The 19,293-nt window shown below is 72.6% G+C and carries 15 protein-coding genes and 1 tRNA gene; 8 read left to right on the top strand and 8 right to left on the bottom strand.

Annotated features, from left to right (window positions below):
* Positions 1–6: 6 nt before the first annotated feature.
* The gene (locus ACQP2H_RS25370) at positions 7–198 is read right to left on the bottom strand and encodes a DUF2795 domain-containing protein (RefSeq protein WP_208568497.1); all 192 of its coding nucleotides are present in this window, start codon (positions 196–198) and stop codon (positions 7–9) included.
* A 93-nt stretch (positions 199–291) separates the two neighbouring features.
* Between ACQP2H_RS25370 and ACQP2H_RS25365 the strand changes: the two genes are divergently transcribed.
* A complete protein-coding gene (locus ACQP2H_RS25365; RefSeq protein ID WP_219464463.1) occupies positions 292–1,548 on the top strand; it encodes an erythromycin esterase family protein in 1,257 nt (418 codons plus the stop codon).
* 93 nt (positions 1,549–1,641) lie between these two features.
* Here the strand turns inward: ACQP2H_RS25365 and ACQP2H_RS25360 are convergent, their stop codons facing one another.
* From ACQP2H_RS25360 to ACQP2H_RS25350, 3 genes are all read right to left on the bottom strand, one after another.
* Positions 1,642–3,837, bottom strand: a complete 2,196-nt coding sequence (locus tag ACQP2H_RS25360) for an MMPL family transporter (RefSeq protein WP_433229132.1) — start codon at positions 3,835–3,837, stop codon at positions 1,642–1,644.
* Positions 3,838–3,850: 13 nt separating this feature from the next.
* Positions 3,851–4,429, bottom strand: a complete 579-nt coding sequence (locus ACQP2H_RS25355; RefSeq protein ID WP_433229130.1) for a TetR/AcrR family transcriptional regulator — start codon at positions 4,427–4,429, stop codon at positions 3,851–3,853.
* A 92-nt stretch (positions 4,430–4,521) separates the two neighbouring features.
* Positions 4,522–4,899: a winged helix-turn-helix transcriptional regulator gene (locus ACQP2H_RS25350; RefSeq protein WP_433229128.1), complete on the bottom strand. Its 378-nt coding sequence runs from the start codon at positions 4,897–4,899 to the stop codon at positions 4,522–4,524.
* Positions 4,900–5,011: 112 nt separating this feature from the next.
* Between ACQP2H_RS25350 and ligD the strand changes: the two genes are divergently transcribed.
* Positions 5,012–5,971 carry a non-homologous end-joining DNA ligase gene (ligD, locus tag ACQP2H_RS25345; RefSeq protein WP_357535012.1) on the top strand — a complete coding sequence of 320 codons (960 nt, stop codon included), beginning with the start codon at positions 5,012–5,014 and terminating at the stop codon, positions 5,969–5,971.
* Positions 5,972–6,205: 234 nt separating this feature from the next.
* Here the strand turns inward: ligD and ACQP2H_RS25340 are convergent.
* The 4 genes from ACQP2H_RS25340 to ACQP2H_RS25325 form a co-directional block, all read right to left on the bottom strand.
* Positions 6,206–6,280 (bottom strand) — tRNA-Arg (locus ACQP2H_RS25340).
* 278 nt (positions 6,281–6,558) lie between these two features.
* Positions 6,559–7,254, bottom strand: coding sequence for a winged helix-turn-helix domain-containing protein (locus ACQP2H_RS25335; RefSeq protein WP_219470329.1), 696 nt, complete (start codon positions 7,252–7,254; stop codon positions 6,559–6,561).
* A gap of 325 nt (positions 7,255–7,579) precedes the next feature.
* Positions 7,580–8,248 carry a DUF305 domain-containing protein gene (locus ACQP2H_RS25330; protein WP_208568385.1) on the bottom strand — a complete coding sequence of 223 codons (669 nt, stop codon included), beginning with the start codon at positions 8,246–8,248 and terminating at the stop codon, positions 7,580–7,582.
* Positions 8,249–8,258: 10 nt separating this feature from the next.
* Complete coding sequence (locus ACQP2H_RS25325) at positions 8,259–9,074, bottom strand: DUF3105 domain-containing protein (protein WP_433229126.1); 816 nt, start codon at positions 9,072–9,074, stop codon at positions 8,259–8,261.
* 98 nt (positions 9,075–9,172) lie between these two features.
* Between ACQP2H_RS25325 and argS the strand changes: the two genes are divergently transcribed.
* The 6 genes from argS (at position 9,173) to ACQP2H_RS25295 (ending at position 19,282) form a co-directional block, all read left to right on the top strand.
* A complete protein-coding gene (argS, locus tag ACQP2H_RS25320) occupies positions 9,173–10,837 on the top strand; it encodes an arginine--tRNA ligase (RefSeq protein ID WP_357535010.1) in 1,665 nt (554 codons plus the stop codon).
* 5 nt (positions 10,838–10,842) lie between these two features.
* Positions 10,843–12,228 (top strand): diaminopimelate decarboxylase, encoded by a 1,386-nt coding sequence (gene lysA / locus ACQP2H_RS25315; RefSeq protein WP_433229124.1) that lies wholly within the window; start codon positions 10,843–10,845, stop codon positions 12,226–12,228.
* Positions 12,229–12,236: 8 nt separating this feature from the next.
* A complete protein-coding gene (locus ACQP2H_RS25310) occupies positions 12,237–13,550 on the top strand; it encodes a homoserine dehydrogenase (RefSeq protein ID WP_176739259.1) in 1,314 nt (437 codons plus the stop codon).
* Positions 13,551–13,664: 114 nt separating this feature from the next.
* Positions 13,665–14,714 (top strand): threonine synthase, encoded by a 1,050-nt coding sequence (gene thrC, locus ACQP2H_RS25305; protein ID WP_357891899.1) that lies wholly within the window; start codon positions 13,665–13,667, stop codon positions 14,712–14,714.
* Positions 14,715–14,936: 222 nt separating this feature from the next.
* Positions 14,937–18,209, top strand: coding sequence for an efflux RND transporter permease subunit (locus tag ACQP2H_RS25300; RefSeq protein WP_433229122.1), 3,273 nt, complete (start codon positions 14,937–14,939; stop codon positions 18,207–18,209).
* A gap of 227 nt (positions 18,210–18,436) precedes the next feature.
* The gene (locus ACQP2H_RS25295; RefSeq protein ID WP_357535271.1) at positions 18,437–19,282 is read left to right on the top strand and encodes a polysaccharide deacetylase family protein; all 846 of its coding nucleotides are present in this window, start codon (positions 18,437–18,439) and stop codon (positions 19,280–19,282) included.
* Positions 19,283–19,293: the final 11 nt, after the last annotated feature.

Below are 19,293 nucleotides of genomic sequence, written 5' to 3'. Positions count from 1 at the left end.
GGGGGCTCAGGCGAGGGTGGTGAGGGCCTCGTTCAGGTCGGCCGGGTCCTCGAACTGCTCGGCGGGCAGCGCCCGCAGCAGTTGGAGCAGCTCGGTGCTCGCCCCGTTCTCCTGACCCCAGCGGACCAGGTCCTCGCGGGAGACCGGGTAGTCGAGCCCGGCCAGGTACTCCTGCAACTGCAACCCGGTGACGCTCATGCCGCCGGCTACCCGTTCCGCCCGCCGCCACACCGGCCGGTCCCGCCACACCATCGGCGGTTTGTCCGCCGACCCTGCCGGGTAGCCCCGCCCATGCTGGTACAGCGGCTCGGTACGCCTAGCGACTTCGACCCCCTGCTGGAGCGGGTCCGGGACGCCCGCGTGGTCATGATCGGTGAGGCGACGCACGGCAGTTACGACTACTACCGGTTGCGCGAGCAGCTCACCCGGCGGCTCATCGCCGAGCAGGGGTTCGACTTCGTGGCGGTGGAGGGGGACTGGCCGGACTGCGACCGGGTGCACCGGTCGGTGGTCGGCGCACCGGGTGGTGCCCAGGACCCCCGGACCGCGCTGGGACGGTTCACCCGCTGGCCGACGTGGATGTGGGCGAACGCCGAGGTGGACCGGTTCTGCCGGTGGCTGCGGGCGTGGAACCTGGAGCGTCCGGAGCGGGAACGGTCCGGCTTCCACGGGCTGGACGTCTACAGCCTCTGGGAGTCCATGCAGGCGATCTTCGACTATCTCGGTGAGGAGGACCCGAAGTCGATGGAGGCCGCCCAGGACGCGTACCGGTGCTTCGAGCCGTTCGGCCGGCGGGTCGAGGAGTACGGCGCGGCCAGCCGGTTCGTCTCGGCGCGCTGCGAGGAGGAGGTGATCCGGCTGTTGGCGCGTACCCGGGCACATGTCGCCTCGGACGGCCCGGACGCCTTCGCTGCCTGGCAGAACGCGGAAGTGGTGGCGGGAGCGGAACGGTACTACCGGGCGATGGTGCACGGTGGGCCGGATTCCTGGAACGTGCGCGACACCCACATGGCGGACACCCTGGAAAGGTTGCTGACCCGCTACGGACCCGGATCACGCGGCATCGTCTGGGCGCACAACACCCACATCGGGGACGCCCGCGCCACCGGCATGGCCGGCGACGGGATGGTCAACATCGGGCAGTTGGCCCGGGAACGGCTGGGCCGCGACGCGGTGGCGCTGATCGGTCTCGGTGGTTACCAGGGCACTGTGGTGGCCGCCCCGCACTGGGGTTCACCGGCCGAGGTGATGACGGTGCCGCCGGCCCGGGAGGGTTCGGTGGAGTCGCGGCTGCACGAGCTGCTGCCGGAGCGGGCGGTGCTCGTCTTCGGTGGCCCCGACCAGCCCGCCTGGGTCACCGGCACCGCCGACCACCGGGCCATCGGCGTGGTCTACGACCCGACCTTCGAGCGCTGGGGCAACTACGTCCCGAGTCGGCTGGCCGACCGCTACGACGCCTTCATCTGGTGCGACACCTCCACCGCCCTGCACCCGCTACCCGCCCCCAGCACCGTAGCCGAACTGGAGACCTACCCCACCGGCCTCTGAGCCCCGCCCCCAAGTGGATCATGGAGTTGTGGTGCCGGACGGAACGGGGCGAAAAACCCCGGGCCGGGCACCACAACTCCATGATCGGCAGGGTCAGACGTTGACCGGTTGCTTGTCGAGGTGGGCGCGGAGACCCTCGCCCTCGATGTCGACGTTGGGCAGGGCGCGGTCGAGCCAGCGGGGGAGCCACCACGCCCTGGTGTTCAGCAGGGACATCACGGCAGGGACGATGGTCATCCGGACCACGAAGGCGTCGATGGCGACACCGATCGCGAGCGCGAAGCCCATCGACTTGATCACCGGATCGTCGAGGAAGACGAAGCCCCCGAACACCGACATCATGATCAGCGCGGCGGCGGTCACCACCCGGGCCCCGTGCCCCATCCCGTTGATGGTGGCCTGCCGGGCCGTGTCACCGTGCACGAAGTCCTCCCGCATCCGGGAGACCAGGAACACCTCGTAGTCCATGGCCAGGCCGAACAGGATGCCGATCAGCAGGATCGGCAGGAAGCTGATCAGCGGGGCCGGGCTGTCCAGGCCGACCAGGCTGGCCAGGTGGCCCTGCTGGAACACGGCGACGGTGATGCCGAACGTGGCGGCCACCGTGAGCAGGAAGCCCAACGCGGCCTTCACCGGCACCAGGATCGACCGGAACACGAGCATCAGCAGCAGGATCGACAACCCCACCACCAGCAGCAGGTAGACCGGCATCGCGGCGGAGAGCTTCTCGGACACGTCGATGCCGATCGCGGTCACCCCGGTCAGCAGCACCTCGGCGTTGCCGACCGAGCCGACCCGGTCCCGGATGTCGTGGACCAGCGTCTCGGTGGCGGCGTCGGTCGGCCCGCTCTTCGGGATCACCCCGAGCAGTGCCGTCCGACCGGTCGGGTCGAGCTGCGGCGGGGCCACCGCCAACACCCCGTCCGTACGCTGGATCAGCGCCGCGACCTGCGGCACGGCGGCTGCGGTGTCCTGCGCGGAGTCCGAGGTGACCACCACGGCGAGCCGGCCGGTGAAGCCCGGACCGAAGCCCTCCCGGATCAGGTCGGCGCTGGTGCGGGCCGGGCTGCCCACCGGGGCGGTACTGGCGTCCGGCAGCGCGATCCGCATGTCCTGGGCCGGCAGGGCGAGCAGCCCGAGGCCGAGCAGGCCGACCAGGATGACCGGGATGCGCAGCCGGGTCACCCACCGCGCCCAGCGGAACCCGAACCCGGAGCGGTCCTCGGCGGCCGGCGCGGCCTCCACGGTCTCGACGGTCTCGGTGGCCGGGGCGGCCTTGCGCAGCCGGCGGGGCAGGACCCGGCGGCCGGCGAAACCGAGCAGCGCCGGGGCGAGGGTGATCGCCACCAGCACCGCCACGCTGACCGTGCCGGCGGCGGCCAGACCCATCACGGTCAGGAACGGGATGCCGACGACGGCGAGCCCGGCGAGCGCGATGACCACGGTCGCCCCGGCGAAGAGCACGGCGGAACCGGCGGTGCCGACGGCCCGGCCGACCGCCTCCTCCGGGGTGAGTCCTTCGAGCAGGTGCTGCCGGTGCCGGGAGGTGATGAACAGCGAGTAGTCGATGCCGACCGCCAGGCCCAGCATCAGCGCCAGGATGGGCGCGGTGCTGGTCAACTGGACCGTACCGCTGAGGGCGAACAGGCCGGCCATCCCGACCCCGACGCCGATCAGCGCGTTCAGCATGGTCATCCCGGCCGCGACCAGCGAACCGAAGGTGACGATCAGGACGATCGCGGCGACCAGCACGCCCAACGCCTCGGTCGAGCCGACCTCCGGCTCGGAGTTGAGCACCTCACCGCCGGGGGCGATCTGCCAACCCTGCGCCTCGGCCTGCGCGCCGACCTTCTCGTACGCCTCGCGCTGCTCGGGGGTCACCTCGTCCCCGCCGGTGGCGAACTGCACCTGGATCAGGGCGTACCGGCCGTTGGGGGTGATCGCCTGGGACTGGTACGGGTCGACGGCGCCGACCACGCCGGGCAGCGTCGACGCTTCCTGGACGACCCCCTTGACGACGGACTGCCCCTCGGGGGTGGTCAACTGGCCGTCGGCGGGCGCCTTCACCGCGATGGTGCCGGTGGCGCCGCTGGCTGCCGGGAACCGCTCGGCGAGCAGGTCCAACGCCTGCTGCGACTCGGTGCCGGGCATGGTGAAGTTGCTGGCTGTCGGGCCCTTCAGGGTGGCTGCGGCGATGCCGAGGCCGACGAGTACGACGAGCCAGACGGCGACGACGAGTCGCCGGCGGCGCAACGATGCCCGGCCTAGCCGGTACAGCAGGGTCGCCATCAGATCCTTGTCCTCAATCGTGGTGTTGGTGGTCGGGAGTTGGCGGTGGTGCGGCAGTCACGAGCACCCGTTGGGCGACGGCCAGCAGGGCGGGACGCAGTTCCTCGTCGGGGATGTCGGCGAACGTGCCGCATCCCTCGGCGATGCCGGCGAGCAGGACCAGCGCGGCGACCCGCGCGTCCTGCCCACCGTCGGGGCCGGTCATCGCCTCGATCAGCCGTTCCGAGATGAGGTGGATGTGGGCGAAGGCCGGTTGGGCGAGCAGCTCCGGGAACTCCCCGCGCAGCAGCGCGATCTCGCCCCGGAACCGCACCGCGAGGTCGACGAAGCCCTCCGCCGCCGCCTGCTGCGCCGCCGCCCCGGTCAGCGCCGAGATCCGCTCGTCCAGCTCGCAGAGCACCGAGATCGGCCCGGCCATCAGCTCGGCGAGCAGGGCCTCCTTGCCGGCGAAGTGGTAGAGCACCGCGGCCTTGGAGCAGCCCACCTCACGGGCGATGTCCTGCAACGAGGTGCCCTTGTAGCCGGTCACCGCGAACCGCCGGGCCGCCGCGGCGAGGATCTCACCATGGGTGCGGGGGGTGCGACGGATCATGCGTTCCAGCATGCCTGACCGATCGGTCAGATACTGACCGATCGGTCAGAGAAAGACGGTGGCGTTCGCCACACGCCGGGTCCGCACCGCGCTCAGGCCCCGCCATGCCCCCGGTCGTACGCGGCCCGCGCCTGGCTGATCGCCGCCCGGTGCCGCTGCGCCCAGTCGGTCAGCGCCACCAACGGCTCGTACAGCTCCATCGCCATCGGGGTGGCGCGGTACTCGACCCTCGGCGGCACGGTCGGGTACGCCTGCCGGTGCAGCAGGCCGTCCCGCTCCAGGTTACGCAGCGTCAACGTGAGCATCCGCCGGCTGATCCCCTCGATGCCCCGCGCCAACTCGTTGAAGCGGACCGGCCCGGGGGAGGCGGCCAACAGGATGCCGATGCTCCACTTGCCGCCCACCCGGTCCAGCGCCTCCCGCAGCGTGCAGTCACCGCCGGGGGTGCCGTCGTCGTGTTCCTGGGGCACGGGGTGCCTCCTTCCACCGGTGTCATGGTCACAGACGACCCCTCGGTGACGGGTTCGGTGGCCGACCCGTGTCGGGGTTGCGCCGGGACCGTGCGCCCGGGAGGGTGGGCGGATGGCGGGGGCGCAGGAGACGCGGGACGGGGTCGGCCTGACCAACCTGGAGCAGCTGCTGCTCGCCGGTGACGAGGTGACCAAGCGGGACCTGGTCGACTACCTGGACACCGTGCACGACCGCATCCTGCCCGGCCTGCACGACCGGCCGCTGTCGGTGGTCCGGCTGCTGCGCGGGCAGGAGCCGTTCATGCAGAAGAACCTGCCGAAATACACCCCCGACTGGGTACGCCGCACCGCGATCTGGGCCGAGACCTCCCACCGCCAGGTGTCGTACGCGCTCTGCGACGACCGGCGCACCCTGCTCTGGTTCGCCAACCAGCGGGCGATCGAGTACCACCCGGCGCTGGTCACCGCGACCCGGCCCGAGCAGCCCACCCATCTCGTGCTCGACCTCGACCCACCCGAGGGGGACGCCTTCGCGGTGGTGGCCCGGGTCGCCGGGGCGGTCCGCCGGGCGCTGGCCGACGTCGGGCTGGCCGGGGCGGTGAAGACCAGCGGCGCCAAAGGGCTGCACATCTTCGTCCCGGTGCACCCGGACACCACCGCCGAGGAGGTGGCCGCCGCCACCCGGGCGCTCGCCGTACACACCGAGCGCCTCGACCCGGAGTCCGCCACCACCGCCTTCATCCGGGAGGACCGGGGCGGTCGGGTCTTCGTCGATCCGACCCGGGCCGGCGGGGCGACCGTGGTGGCCGCGTACAGCCCCCGGCTGCGCCCCGGGCTGCCGGTGTCGTTCCCGGTGGGCTGGGACGACCTCGACGCGATCAGCCCCGGTGACTTCACCGTGCGGACGGTGCCCGCGCTGCTCGGTGACCGCGACCCGTGGGCCGAGGCGATGCCCGCACCGCAGCGGCTCCCGGCCGACCTGGTCGCCGAGGGCCGCACCATCCCGGTACCCCGGGTGCAGGCCATGCACGAGGGGAAACGCCGAGCCAGAGCCCGCCGCGAAACCCCGTGACCCGCCGTCTGCCGGCCTTCGTGGTTGATCGACTCCCGTGGGCCGCTACAGCGGCTTCCCCGAGCCGCGACACCGCCGTGGGGGCGACATGGCGGGGATCATCGCCTCCGCCTGGGCATGCCGGGGGCACAGACACCCGCCGTGGGCCGCTGACGGCCGGACCTGGCCGGAGATACGACGAAGGCCGCTGATCGGGTTTCCCCTGGTCAGCGGCCTTCTCGTGCTGGTCGTCCGTGGTGCCCCCGGCAGGATTCGAACCTGCGCCCCCGCCTCCGGAGGGCGGTGCTCTATCCCCTGAGCTACGGGGGCTCAGCGACCTGAGAAGAGTAGCAAACCCCCTTCCGGATCACCGAATCGCCACCCGGCACCCCCCGGTGCTGTCTACTGACCTGCATGATCGTGACGCCGCGGAGCCACCCCGACCGCCATTGGTGGCGGGCAGGCCGTCACCAATGGCGGCGGGCGGAACGTCACTGCCGGTGGTGGGACGCGCCGTCGCCGTTGGTGGTGGGCCGAGCCGTCACTGCCGGTGGTGGGACGCGCCGCCGCCGGCAGGTGAGCCGTCACCGGCGGCTGGGGCCAATTGGTCAGGCGGCGGCCAGGGTGCGTCCGCAGCTGGGCAGCGGGTGCAGGGCGATGCGCCGGGGGAGCCGGCGGGGCCATTCGTTACGGGGCCAGGAGCCGTCCACGATCAGGTGCACCGGGTGCTGGTCGGCACCGCTGAGCCGGAACACGAAGTCGCGGGGCAGCGGTGGGTCCACGCTGGGCGTGGTGACCATGAACCGGACCCGCCCCCGGGACGACACCGCCGAGATGACCTCGGCGGCCGGCATGGTGCCCCGCAGGCGTACCCGGCCGATCCAGTAGACCTCCGCGTCGTGTTCCTGGGCGGCCCGGGTGATGGCCGGGTACTCGCCGCGTACCCAACGTTCGACCGCGCCGACGCAGAGACCGCAGGCCCGTTCGCGCGGCTCCCGGGGGCCCAGCCCCCAGGCCCGCAGGTACGCCCCGACCGTGCCGGCGTCGATCGTCAGGTCGAAGCGGCGTTGGATCAGTGCGGCGAGGCTCTGCCGCGTCCACAGCTCCTCGTCCAGCCCGAACTCGTCGGGGTGGACGCCTCGCAGTACGTCGATCAGTTCGAGTTCCTGTTCCCGGCTGAGCGCTCCCGACTCGCCCTGCCGGTGTCCGCGACGGGCGGCTGCCACCGCTCCGTCACCGCCGATGGTGTGGCGTCGGCACCAACTGGTGACCGAGCGCCGCGCGTCTCTGAGTGCAACCCCCACGTCCTGCGCAACGAGCACGAATCACAACTGGTCACGATATGTGGGTAGAAAAGTCTCTTAGGTCTTCAAAGGTGCGCAGCACGCTAAAAACCTAAAACGCCCATAACTCCCTCCCTGGCGGCAGGGGATGCGGCGCGGCCCGGGCCGCTGACGCTTCGGGGAAGGTCGGCAGTCCGAGGGCATGCGGGGGCCCGAGACGTGCACAGGTGCGTGGGCGTGTGGAGGTTCCGGTCGGGCGGAGGCCCCAGTCGTGGGGGAGGCCGGAGACGTGCGGAGGCCCGCGTCCGCCGGAGCGGGACGCGGGCCTCCCTGGAGGACGGGCGGGTCAGCCGCCCAGTCGCTTCAGCGCGTTCTGGAGGTTGGTCAGGTCCGTCTGCTGGGTGTTCTTCATGATCTGCGCCACCGCGAGGACGTCGTCGTCGCCACCGGCGTCGAGGATGCCCTGGATCATGTGGATGCCGCCGAGGTGGTGCTTGATCATCATCTGGAGGAAGAGGACGTCCAGCTCGCGCCCCTGGGCGACGCGCAGCTTCGCCATCTCCTCCGGGGTCGCCATGCCCGGCATCAGACCGTTTTCGATCTTGCCGGTGCCGTCCGGCATCCAGGCCATCCGGGGCTGGTCGCCGGTCGGGTCGAGCCCCCACGACCGCAGCCAGGTCTGCATGGTGCCGATCTCGCCCTGCTGGCCGGTGGCGATGTCGCCGCCGATCTGGCGAACCTCAGGGTCGGTGCCCCGGTCGAAGGCGATCAGCCCCATCTCCACCGCCTGGGCGTGGTGGGTGGTCATGTCCCGGGCGAAGCCCGCCTCCGCCGAGCTGTCACCCGGTCGGGTCAACGTCGGGGTCAGCAGGCCGCCGGCGTACCCGAGGAGGAGACCGACCACGACGGCGGCCGCCAGGGCGAGCAGGCCGTAGCGGCCGGCGGGCCGCCGGTCACCGGAACCGGTGACCGAGGGCTCGACGGGCGGTGTGTCGGTCGTCGCGGGAGCGGTCATCGCCACGTCCTCACTGGGTGGGCTGCTGCTGTTGCTGCGGGACGTTGTCGCGCGGGGCCGTGCCGGTGGCCGTGATGCCCTGGCCACAGTTGGCGTTCGGACCCTCGACCGAGGCGTTCACCCGCAGCGTCTTGATGAACTCGTCGATCCGGCTGTCGTCGGCGTTGTCGACCTTGAGCTGGTAGCCCCACGCCTGGAGCGAGATCGGCTTGTCCAGCCCCTCGAACGGGCTGAGCATGACCTTCTCCACGCCCTGCGTCTTGCTGCGGAGCTTGCTGACCTGATCGGCCGGCAGGTCGGGGCGGTAGGTGATCCAGACCGTGCCGTGCTCCAGGCTGTGCACCGCGTGCTCGTTGGCGATCGGGGCGTCGTAGACGTCACCCATGCAGTTCTGCCAGGCCGGGTTGTGCGGGCCGGCCACCGGCGGGAGGACGTCGTACTTGATCGCGCCCTGCTGGTGCTGGCCGCCCTGGACGAGCTTGGGGTCCTTGTCCCGGAAGTCGACGATGCCGTCGATGTCGGCGGCCCGCTGCTCCCACGACTTGGAACCCTGGAAGGCCGCGTACGCGCCGTAGCCGATGATCGAGACGGCGAGCACGCCCACGGCGACGAACAGGGCGATCGGGCCCCACGAGCGGCCCTGACTCACCTTCACCGGCGTGATCGGCTTGCGGGGGCCCTTGCCGCCCGAGGTCTGCCGGGGCGTGCCCGCGGACTTGCCGCCCCCGGGCTTGGCGACGGCCGCGGGCCGGCCGGCCGCCGGCTTCTTACCGGTGCTGACCACGGTCGGACGGCGCTCAGGGCCGCCCGGGGTGCTGATGCTCATCGTGCCTCGTCAGGTCGGTCGGTCAGGGGATCTGGCGGGCCGGGTGACGCTCAGGGTCGCCGCCGAGTGCCCGAGTCTACCCCCGATAACATGGTTCGGTGACTCCCGCAGAACTGGCCGAGGTCGTCCTCTCCGCAGCCCACGCCGTTTTCACCGAGCGTGGGCTCGACCCCGCCGCGCTTCCGGCGCGTACGGCGGTGGAACGACCGCGCAATCCCGACCACGGCGACTACGCCTCGACGCTGGCGCTCCAGCTCAGCAAGAAGGTGGGCGTCCCGCCCCGGGAGCTGGCGGCGGCGCTGGCCGACCAGCTCGGCCGGGCGGCCGGGGTCAAGTCGGTGGAGATCGCCGGCCCCGGCTTCCTCAACATCCGGCTCGACGCCGCCGCCGCCGGCCAGCTCGCCCGGGTGATCGTCGAGGCCGGCGAGGAGTACGGCCGCAGCGACCGGCTCGCCGGGCAGCGGATCAACCTGGAGTTCGTCTCGGCCAACCCGACCGGCCCGGTGCACATCGGCGGGGTCCGCTGGGCGGCCGTCGGCGACGCGCTCAGCCGGCTGCTGCGGGCCACCGGCGCCGACGTCGGCACCGAGTACTACTTCAACGACGCCGGGTCGCAGATCGACAGGTTCGCCCGGTCGCTGCTGTGCGCGGCCAAGGGCGAGCCGGCCCCCGAGGACGGCTACGGCGGGGCGTACATCGCCGAGATCGCCGAGCAGGTCCGGGCGGTCCGGCCGGACGTGCTCGACCTGCCCGACGGCGAGGCCCAGGAGGTTTTCCGGGTCGAGGGCGTGACGCTGATGTTCGCCGAGATCAGGTCCTCGCTGCGCGGCTTCGGGGTGGAGTTCGACACCTACTTCAACGAGAAGGACCTGCACGACCGGGGTGAGCTGGACCTCGCCCTGGACCGGCTGCGCGCGCAGGGTCACCTGTACGAGGCCGACGGGGCGACCTGGCTGCGCACCACCGACTTCGGCGACGACAAGGACCGGGTGCTGCGCAAGTCCAACGGCGAGTGGACCTACTTCGCCGCCGACTGCGCCTACTACCTGGACAAGCGGGAACGCGGCTTCGAGCGGGTCGTGATCATGCTGGGCGCGGACCACCACGGCTACCTCGGGCGGATGAAGGCGATGTCCGCCTGTTTCGGCGACGACCCGGCGGTCAACCTGGAGATCCTCATCGGCCAGCTGGTCAACCTGGTCCGCGACGGCGTCCCGCTGCGGATGAGCAAGCGCGCCGGCACGGTGGTCACCCTGGAGGACCTGGTCGACGCGATCGGGGTGGACGCGTCCCGCTACGCGCTGGCCCGCTACTCCAGCGACTCGCCGATCGACATCGACGTGGAGCTGTGGACCCGGGCCACCCGCGACAACCCGGTCTACTACGTGCAGTACGTCGCGGCCCGGACGGCGAGCGTCGGCCGTAACGCCGCCGAGGTCGGCCTGAGCCGGGGCGACGGGGCCGGGTTCCACCCCGAGCTGCTCGACCACGACAAGGAGAACGAGCTGCTCAAGGCGCTCGCCGAGTTCCCCGCCGTGGTCGCCGCCGCCGCCGAGCTGCGCGAGCCGCACCGGGTGGCCCGCTACCTGGAGGACCTCGCCGGGGCGTACCACCGGTTCTACGACAACTGCCGGGTCCTGCCGCGCGGCGACGAGGAGGTCACCGACCTGCACCGGGCCCGGCTCTGGCTCAACGACGCCACCCGCACGGTGATCGCCAACGGGCTGCGCCTGCTCGGTGTCTCCGCCCCGGAGAGGATGTAGCCCTGATGCGTGCCCACGAAGCCGGTGCGATGCACGGCGACATCGGTGACCGGGGGCCGGGCTGGCTGCGTCCCCCGGCCGACGTCAACGCCCTGGTCCCGCAGCTCTGGCCGCGTCAGGTGGAGCGCGGCACGGGCGGTGCGCTGACCGTCGCGGGCCTCGACGTCCGTGAGCTGGCCGCCGAGTACGGCACCCCGGCGTACGTCCTCGACGAGGACGACCTGCGCTCGCGCGCCCGGGACTTCCGGGCCGCCTTCCCCGACGCGGACGTCTACTACGCCGGCAAGGCTTTCCTGTGCCGGGCGGTGGTCCGCATGATCGCCGAGGAGGGCCTGCACCTGGACGTCTGCTCCGGTGGCGAGCTGGCCACCGCGCTGTCGGCCGGGATGCCGGCGGAGCGGATCGGTTTCCACGGCAACAACAAGTCCGTCGCCGAGCTGACCCGGGCGCTGGACGCCGGGGTGGGGCGGATCATCCTCGACTCGTTCACCGAGATCGACCGGCTCACCGCGCTGGCCCGGGAGCGCGGGGTCCGCCCCGGCGTGCTGATCCGGGTCACCGTCGGGGTGGAGGCGCACACCCACGAGTTCATCGCCACCGCCCACGAGGACCAGAAGTTCGGTTTCTCGCTGGCCGGTGGGGCCGCCGCCGCAGCCGCCTTCAAGGTCATCGACGAGGGTGTGCTGGACCTGCGCGGGCTGCACTCGCACATCGGCTCGCAGATCTTCGACACCAGCGGCTTCGAGGTCTCCGCCCGCCGGGTGCTCGCCCTCCAGGCGCAGATCCGCGACGCGCGCGGGGTGGAGCTGCCCGAGCTGGACCTGGGCGGCGGCTTCGGCATCGCGTACACCACCCAGGACGACCCGGCCGCGCCGGACGAGCTGGCCAAGCGGCTCCGCAAGATCGTCGACTCGGAGTGCGCCGCGGAGAACCTGGCCGTGCCGCGGCTGTCGATCGAGCCGGGCCGGGCCATCGTCGGGCCCGCCGTCTTCACCCTCTACGAGGTCGGCACCGTCAAGGACGTGGACGGGCTGCGGACGTACGTGAGCGTGGACGGCGGGATGAGCGACAACATCCGGACCGCGCTCTACGACGCCTCGTACTCGGCCACGCTGGCCGGGCGGGCCTCGACCGCCGAGCCGTTGTTGGCCCGCGTGGTGGGAAAGCATTGTGAGTCCGGGGACATCGTGGTGAAGGATGAATTCCTGCCCGCCGACGTGCAGCCCGGAGATCTTGTCGCCGTACCCGGCACGGGGGCGTACTGCCGGAGCATGGCCAGCAACTACAACCATGTGCCCCGACCCCCGGTGGTCGCGGTGCGTGACGGCCGAGCCCGGCTGATCGTGCGGCGGGAGACCGAAGAAGACCTGCTCGCTTTGGATGTGGGATGACGTCACCTGTGCGCTTGGCCCTGCTCGGCTGCGGAACGGTCGGTAGCGAGGTGGTCCGGCTGCTGCACACGCAGGCCGCCGACCTGGCCGCCCGGATCGGTGCTCCGCTGGAGATCGCCGGCATCGCCGTGCGGCGGGTCGGCCGGGATCGGGGTGACCTCCCCGTCGACCCGGCGCTGTTCACCACCGACCCGCTCGGCCTGATCAAACGCGACGACGTGGACGTGGTCGTCGAGGTGGTCGGCGGCATCGAACCGGCGCGGAGCTGGCTGGTGGAGGCGCTGCGCGCCGGCAAGAGCGTGGTCACCGCCAACAAGGCGCTGCTCGCCGAGGACGGCGCGGCCCTGCACGACGCGGCGGCCGAGGGCGGAGCCGACCTCTACTACGAGGCGTCCGTCGCCGGGGCGATCCCGCTGCTGCGTCCGCTGCGCGAGTCGCTGCACGGCGACCGGATCAACCGGGTCACCGGCATCGTCAACGGCACCACCAACTTCATCCTCTCCGCGATGGACGCCACCGGCGCCGGCTTCGCGGAGGCGCTGGACGAGGCGACCGAGCTGGGGTATGCCGAGGCCGACCCGACCGCCGACGTGGAGGGCTTCGACGCCGCCGCGAAGGCGGCCATCCTGGCCTCGCTCGCCTTCCACACCCGGGTCACCGCCGCCGACGTGCACCGCGAGGGCATCACCGAGGTCACCGTCGCCGACATGGCCAGCGCCAAGGCGATGGGCTGCACCATCAAGCTGCTCTGCATCGCCGCCCGGGGCACCGACGAGGCCGGCCGGGAGACGGTCAGCGTCCGGGTGCACCCCGCGATGATCCCGCTGACCCACCCGCTGGCCAGCGTCGGCGACGCGTTCAACGCGGTCTTCGTCGAGGCCGAGGCGGCCGGGCAGTTGATGTTCTACGGCCGGGGGGCGGGCGGGGCGCCGACCGCCAGCGCGGTCCTCGGTGACGTGGTGGCGGTGGCCCGCAACCGGCTCGCCGGGGCGTACGCGGCCAGCGAGTCCGCGTACGCCGACCTGGCGGTCCGGCCGATGGGCGAGGCGCTGACCCGCTACCACATCAGCCTCGACGTGGTCGACCGGCCGGGTGTGCTCCAGGGGGTGGCCGGGGTGTTCGCCCGGCACGACGTCTCCATCGCCACCGTCCGGCAGGGGCCGGCCGGCGGCGGCCCGGCGGGTCGCGGCGAGGACGCCGACCTGGTCATCGTCACCCACGTCGCCCCGGACGCCGCGCTCGCCGCGACGGTACGGGAGCTGCGCGGGCTGGACATCGTCCGCTCGGTGGCGAGCGTGCTGCGGGTCGAGGGCGGCGCGTGACCCGGCGTCTCGCCTGATGGTTATCAGTGGGTGTGCCGGGGACCGGTCGGCGAGGCTGGTCCAGGCTGGCAGGGGCTCCGGCACGACCGGGGCGGCAGAGGCGAGGAGAGCGACATGTGGCGGGGCCTGATCGAGACGTACCGGGACCGGCTGCCGGTCACCGACGCCACGCCCGTGGTCACCCTGCACGAGGGGAACACCCCGCTGCTGCCCGCGCCGGCGCTCTCCGCCCGGCTCGGTGCCGACGTCTATCTGAAGGTCGAGGGGGCCAACCCCACCGGCTCGTTCAAGGACCGGGGCATGACGGTCGCCGTCTCCAAGGCGGTCGAGGCCGGCGACAAGGCGATCATCTGCGCCTCCACCGGCAATACCAGCGCCTCCGCCGCCGCGTACGCGGCCCGGGCCGGGATCACCTGCGCGGTGCTGGTGCCGCAGGGCAAGATCGCGCTGGGCAAGCTGGCCCAGGCGCTGGTGCACGGGGCCAAGTTGCTCCAGGTGCAGGGCAACTTCGACGACTGTCTCGCGCTGGCCTCGAAGCTCGCCCAGGACTTCCCGGTGGCCCTGGTCAACTCGGTCAACCCGGACCGCCTGCACGGCCAGAAGACGGCCGCGTTCGAGATCGTCGAGGCGCTCGGTGACGCCCCCGACATCCACTGTCTGCCGGTCGGCAACGCCGGCAACATCTCCGCCTACTGGATGGGTTACTCGGAGGATCTGCGGGCCGGCAACGCCACCCGCGCTCCGAAGATGTACGGCTTCCAGGCCGCCGGCGCGGCCCCGATCGTCAGCGGTCAGGTGGTGCCGGAGCCGTCGACCATCGCCACCGCCATCCGGATCGGCAACCCGGCGAGCTGGACCAAGGCGCTCGACGCCCGGGACGCCTCGCAGGGGCTGATCGCCGCCGTGACTGACCGGGAGATCCTCGCGGCCTACCGGCTGCTCGCCCGGGAGGTGGGGGTCTTCGTCGAGCTGGGCAGCGCGGCCAGCGTGGCGGGGCTGCTCCAGCAGGGCGCGGCGGGTCAGGTCCCGGCCGGCGCCACCGTGGTCTGCACGGTCACCGGCCACGGCCTCAAGGACCCGGAGTGGGCGATCTCCACCGCGCCCGCGCCGATCACCATCGCCAACGACGCCCTGACCGCCGCCCGCTCCCTCGACCTGGCCTGATCCCACCTCTGCCCGCCGCCCCGGCGACCGGTGCAGCGGTCACCCGCCGCCTCCCGGTGTGACCGGTGTGGCCCTCGTCCCGCCCCGGTCGCGCCGACCGGCGGCGGTCGTCCTGCCGTCACCGGGCACACCGGGAGTCGGTGACCCCGTGCGGGGCGGGGGAGACCGGGTCGGGCAGACTTCGTAGACGCCTGTCCCCTCTCCCAGGAGTGAGCCACGCCGATGTCGCTGCTCGCCAGATCCAGCCTCGCCAACCGGGGGCTCGTCGCCCTGATCGCGGTGGTGACCGCGGCGTTCGGGGCGTTCACCGTCCCCTCGCTCAAGCAGCAGCTGCTGCCGTCGCTGGAGTTCCCCGGCGCGTTCGTCGTCGCGGTCTACCCGGGCGCCTCGCCGGAGATCGTCGAGGCGCAGGTCACCGAGCCGATCGAGAACAGCCTCCAGAGCATTCCCGGGCTGGAGAAGGTCACCTCCACCTCGCGGGAGGGGTCGGCGACGATCGCTGTGGAGTTCGTCTTCGGCACCGACATCGACGACGTGGCCAACAAGATGCAGACCGCGCTGAGCCGGGTCGACGCGCAGCTGCCCGACGACGTGGACCCGCAGGTCATCACCGGCAGCACCGACGACCTGCCGGCCGTGGTGCTGGCCGCCACCGGCGGCGGTGACGAGCAGGCGCTCGCCGCGAAGCTGCGCGACACCGTGGTGCCCGAGCTGGAGGGGATCGACGGCGTCCGGACGGTCGCCGTGACCGGCACCCGCGACCAGGTCGTGACGATCGTGCCCGACCCGGCGAAGTTCGCCGCCGCGAAGCTGAATCCGACCGCCATCGCCACCGCGCTGAAGACCAACGGCATCGCCGTGCCGGCCGGTGCGGTCGTCGACGGCACCAGCGCGCTGCCGGTGCAGGTGGGTGCCCCGGTCACCACCCTCGACGAGTTGCGCGGCATCGCGCTCACCCCGACCGCGCCGAAGGCCGTCCCGGTCCGCCTCGGTGACGTGGCGACCGTCGAGCAGCAGCTCGCCCCGGCCACCGCGATCACCCGGACCAACGGCAAGGAGAGCATCGGCGTCCAGGTCACGGCCGCCCAGGACGGCAACGCCGTCCGCATCTCGCACGACATCCGGGACCGGCTGGACGACCTCAGGTCGGCCTCCGGCACCGAGCTGACCATCGTGTTCGACCAGGCCCCGTTCGTGGAGAAGTCGATCGAGAGTCTGACCACCGAGGGGCTGCTCGGCCTGCTGATGGCGGTCGTGGTGATCCTGGTCTTCCTGCTCTCGATCCGGTCCACCCTGGTCACCGCGGTCTCCATCCCGCTGTCGGTGGTGGTGGCGCTGCTCGCCCTCTGGGTCGGCGACTACTCGCTCAACCTGCTCACCCTGGGCGCGCTCACCATCGCGGTCGGCCGGGTGGTCGACGACTCGATCGTGGTGTTGGAGAACATCAAACGCCATCTGGAGTACGGCGAACCGAAACGGGACGCGATCGTCGCCGCCGTCCGCGAGGTGGCCGGGGCGGTCACCGCGTCGACGCTCACCACGGTCGCGGTGTTCGCGCCGATCGCCCTGGTGGGTGGCTTCGTCGGGCAGCTCTTCGCGCCGTTCGCGATCACCGTCACGGTGGCCCTGCTCGCCTCGCTGCTGGTGTCGCTGACGGTGATCCCGGTGCTGGCGTACTGGTTCCTCAAGCCACCGCGCGACGGCGCGGACGAGGCGGTCCGCCGGGCCGCCGAGGCCAAGGAGCTGCGCAGCCCGTTGCAGCGGGCGTACCTGCCGGTGATCGGGTTCGCCACCCGGACCCGCCGGACCCGGTGGATCACCGTGGCGGTGGGCGTCCTGCTGCTGTTCGGCACCTTCGGGCTGGCCCAGAAGCTGGAGACCAACTTCCTCGACGACTCCGGCCAGGACACCCTGAGCATCGGCCAGAAGCTGCCGGCCGGGTCGGGGCTGGCCGCCACCGACCAGGCGGCCCGCCTGGTGGAGGGGGTGCTGGCGCGTACCGACGGGGTCGAGACCTACCAGGTGAGCGCGGGCGGCAACGACCAGCCGTGGCTGGCGGGCGGAGGCAACAACACCGCCCGCTGGTCGGTGGCGCTCGGCGGCGACACCGACGCCAAGGAGATGAAGCAGGTCCTGCGCCGGGAGTTCGACGGGCTCGGTGCCGCAGCCGGCGAGCTGAGCTTCGACAACGGGCAGGGGGGCACCTCGGGCAACCAGTTGGAGGTGGTCGTCCAGGCCGCCGACACCGACACCCTGAACCGGGCCGCCGACCAGGTCCGGGGCGCCATGGCGGGCATCTCGGGGGTCGAGGACGTCGCCACCAGCCTGGCCGACCGGGTGCCCCGGGTCGACGTCAGGGTCGACCGGTTGGCCGCGGCCCGGGTGGGGCTGAGTGAGGCGGCGGTCGGGCAGTTGGTGTCGCAGGCGTACCGGGGCAGTCCGCTGGGCCGGGTGACGCTCGACGGCGGCCAGCAGGACGTGGTGCTGCGGACCACGGCCACCCCGCCGTTGACCGAGGAACAGTTGCGGGCGCTGCCGGTGGGCCCGGTGAAGTTGGACGACATCGCCGACGTCACCCGGGGCGAGGGGCCGCAGCAGGTCACCCGGATCGACGGTGAGCGCAGCGTGTCGGTGACCGGCACGGCCACCGGCTCCAACCTCGGTGCGACCACGACCGAGCTGAAGCAGCGGCTGGACGAGCTGGACGTGCCGGGGGCGACGATCACCGTGGGCGGGGCCAGCGCCCAGCAGGAGGACGCCTTCGGTGACCTGGGCCTGGCCGTGCTGGCGGCGATCGCGATCGTCTTCCTGATCATGGTGGCGACGTTCCGGAGCATCGTCCAGGCGCTGATCCTGCTGATCTCCATCCCGTTCGCGGCGACCGGTGCGATCGGCCTGCTGCTGGTCACCGGGACCCCGCTGGGCGTGCCGGCGCTGATCGGCGTGCTCATGCTGGTCGGCATCGTGGTGACCAACGCGATCGTGCTGCTGGACCTGGTCAACCAGTACCGGGGGCAGGGGATGAGCGTCAGCGAGGCGGTGGTCGAGGGCGGCCGACGCCGGTTGCGGCCGATCCTGATGACCGCGGTGGCCACCATCTTCGCGTTGCTGCCGATGGCGTTCGGGCTCACCGGGGAGGGCGGCTTCATCTCCCAGCCGCTCGCCGTGGTGGTGATCGGTGGCCTGCTCAGCTCCACCCTGCTCACCCTGGTCCTGGTGCCGACCTTCTACACGATGGTGGAGCGCACCAAGGAGTCGCTGCGGGAGCGGCGGGCCGGCCGGCGGGGGCGCACCTCCGACGAGGGTGGACCCGCCGGGACGCCCGCCGAGCCGGCCGCCGAGGTGCCGGCGCCGGTGGGTGCCCCGGCCGCCGAGGCCGCCGCCGAAGCGCCGGCCCGGCCGACCCCGTCGGCGGCCCTGGTGGACGGCACCGACCAGTTCGAGGTGCTGCGGCTGCCGAAGAGCCGCCGCTCGCCGCTGCCACCGACGGAGTAGCCCCGTCCACCGCATCGCGACCGTCAGCCGGTCGCGGCGCGGTGGACACGCCACGACGCACCAGCGCGCCGGGTCAGGCCCGGCACGACCGTCGCCCCACCACGCGCCCCCGGCCCGGGACCACCGGCCGGGGGCGCGTCGTGTCGGGCCCGGGACAGCGCGCCGACCGGGGGGTACGGTCACCCTGTGGTCACCTACCTTCGGTCATCGTCCATCCACCGTCGGTGATGGCGCGGGACGGGGGCGAGACGACCGGCCCGGGTGGCGGGCGGTGGGGCCGACGGCGGGTGCTGGGCGGCGGGGCGTTGCTGGCCGGGGGCATCACGCTGGGCGCCGTCGGCATGTCGCAGGGGGCGTCGCTCGCCGACCGGCACCTGCCGCTCTCCGGCGGCCCGGCCAGCGCCACCGTCGGCAACCGACGCCAGGACGTCGGTGCGGGCGGGCTCCAGGTGGTGTGGCACGCCCCCACCACCGAACGGCTGGTGGCCCTCACCTTCGACGACGGGCCCCTGCCGCGGTGGACGCCGACCGTGCTGGACACCCTGGAGCGGCACGCGGTGCCGGCGACCTTCTTCCTGGTCGGCGCGCGGGTCCGCCGGCACGCCGACCTGATCCGGGGGCGGCTGGCCCGGCACGAGGTGGGCAACCACAGTTGGCGGCACCGGGACCTGGCGAGGCTGGCCGCCGCCGAGGTGCACGACGACCTGCGCCGGTCGCACGAGGCCATCGCCGAGGCCGCCGGGGTGGCACCCCGGTTGACCCGCCCACCGTACGGGCACCTGGGCGGCGGGGTGCTGCACGCCGCCGTACGCCTGGACTACCGGGTCGTGCTCTGGTCGTTGCAGATGGTGGAGGGTGAGTTCCCGGACGACCCGGCCGGACACGCCCGGCGGATCGTGGCGGACGTCGTGCCGGGCACGATCCTGCTGGCCCACGACGCGGGTCCGGAGAACCGGCAGGTGGCGGTGCGGGGCCTGGACGCGATGATCACCGGTCTGCGGGCCCGGGGCTACACCTTCGTCACGGTCTCCCAGTTGCTGAGCCGAACGAGCGGGCCGCGAGCCGGCGGGTAGGGTGCGGGCAC

It is taken from the genome of Micromonospora sp. CA-248260, from assembly GCF_050942205.1.
Classification (GTDB): domain Bacteria; phylum Actinomycetota; class Actinomycetes; order Mycobacteriales; family Micromonosporaceae; genus Micromonospora; species Micromonospora antibiotica.
Note: the sequence above shows the minus strand (reverse complement) of the source record. Positions and strands in the feature narration are given on the sequence as shown.

Coding starts and splice junctions, on each gene's coding strand:
- ACQP2H_RS25360 (WP_433229132.1), bottom strand. CDS start 3,837: ATGGCGACCCTGCTGTACCGGCTAGGCCGGGCATCGTTGCGCCGCCGG.
- ACQP2H_RS25365 (WP_219464463.1), top strand. CDS start 292: ATGCTGGTACAGCGGCTCGGTACGCCTAGCGACTTCGACCCCCTGCTG.
- ACQP2H_RS25295 (WP_357535271.1), top strand. CDS start 18,437: ATGGCGCGGGACGGGGGCGAGACGACCGGCCCGGGTGGCGGGCGGTGG.
- ACQP2H_RS25300 (WP_433229122.1), top strand. CDS start 14,937: ATGTCGCTGCTCGCCAGATCCAGCCTCGCCAACCGGGGGCTCGTCGCC.
- thrC (WP_357891899.1), top strand. CDS start 13,665: ATGTGGCGGGGCCTGATCGAGACGTACCGGGACCGGCTGCCGGTCACC.
- ACQP2H_RS25330 (WP_208568385.1), bottom strand. CDS start 8,248: ATGACCGCTCCCGCGACGACCGACACACCGCCCGTCGAGCCCTCGGTC.
- ACQP2H_RS25370 (WP_208568497.1), bottom strand. CDS start 198: ATGAGCGTCACCGGGTTGCAGTTGCAGGAGTACCTGGCCGGGCTCGAC.
- lysA (WP_433229124.1), top strand. CDS start 10,843: ATGCGTGCCCACGAAGCCGGTGCGATGCACGGCGACATCGGTGACCGG.
- ligD (WP_357535012.1), top strand. CDS start 5,012: ATGGCGGGGGCGCAGGAGACGCGGGACGGGGTCGGCCTGACCAACCTG.
- ACQP2H_RS25355 (WP_433229130.1), bottom strand. CDS start 4,429: ATGATCCGTCGCACCCCCCGCACCCATGGTGAGATCCTCGCCGCGGCG.
- ACQP2H_RS25325 (WP_433229126.1), bottom strand. CDS start 9,074: ATGAGCATCAGCACCCCGGGCGGCCCTGAGCGCCGTCCGACCGTGGTC.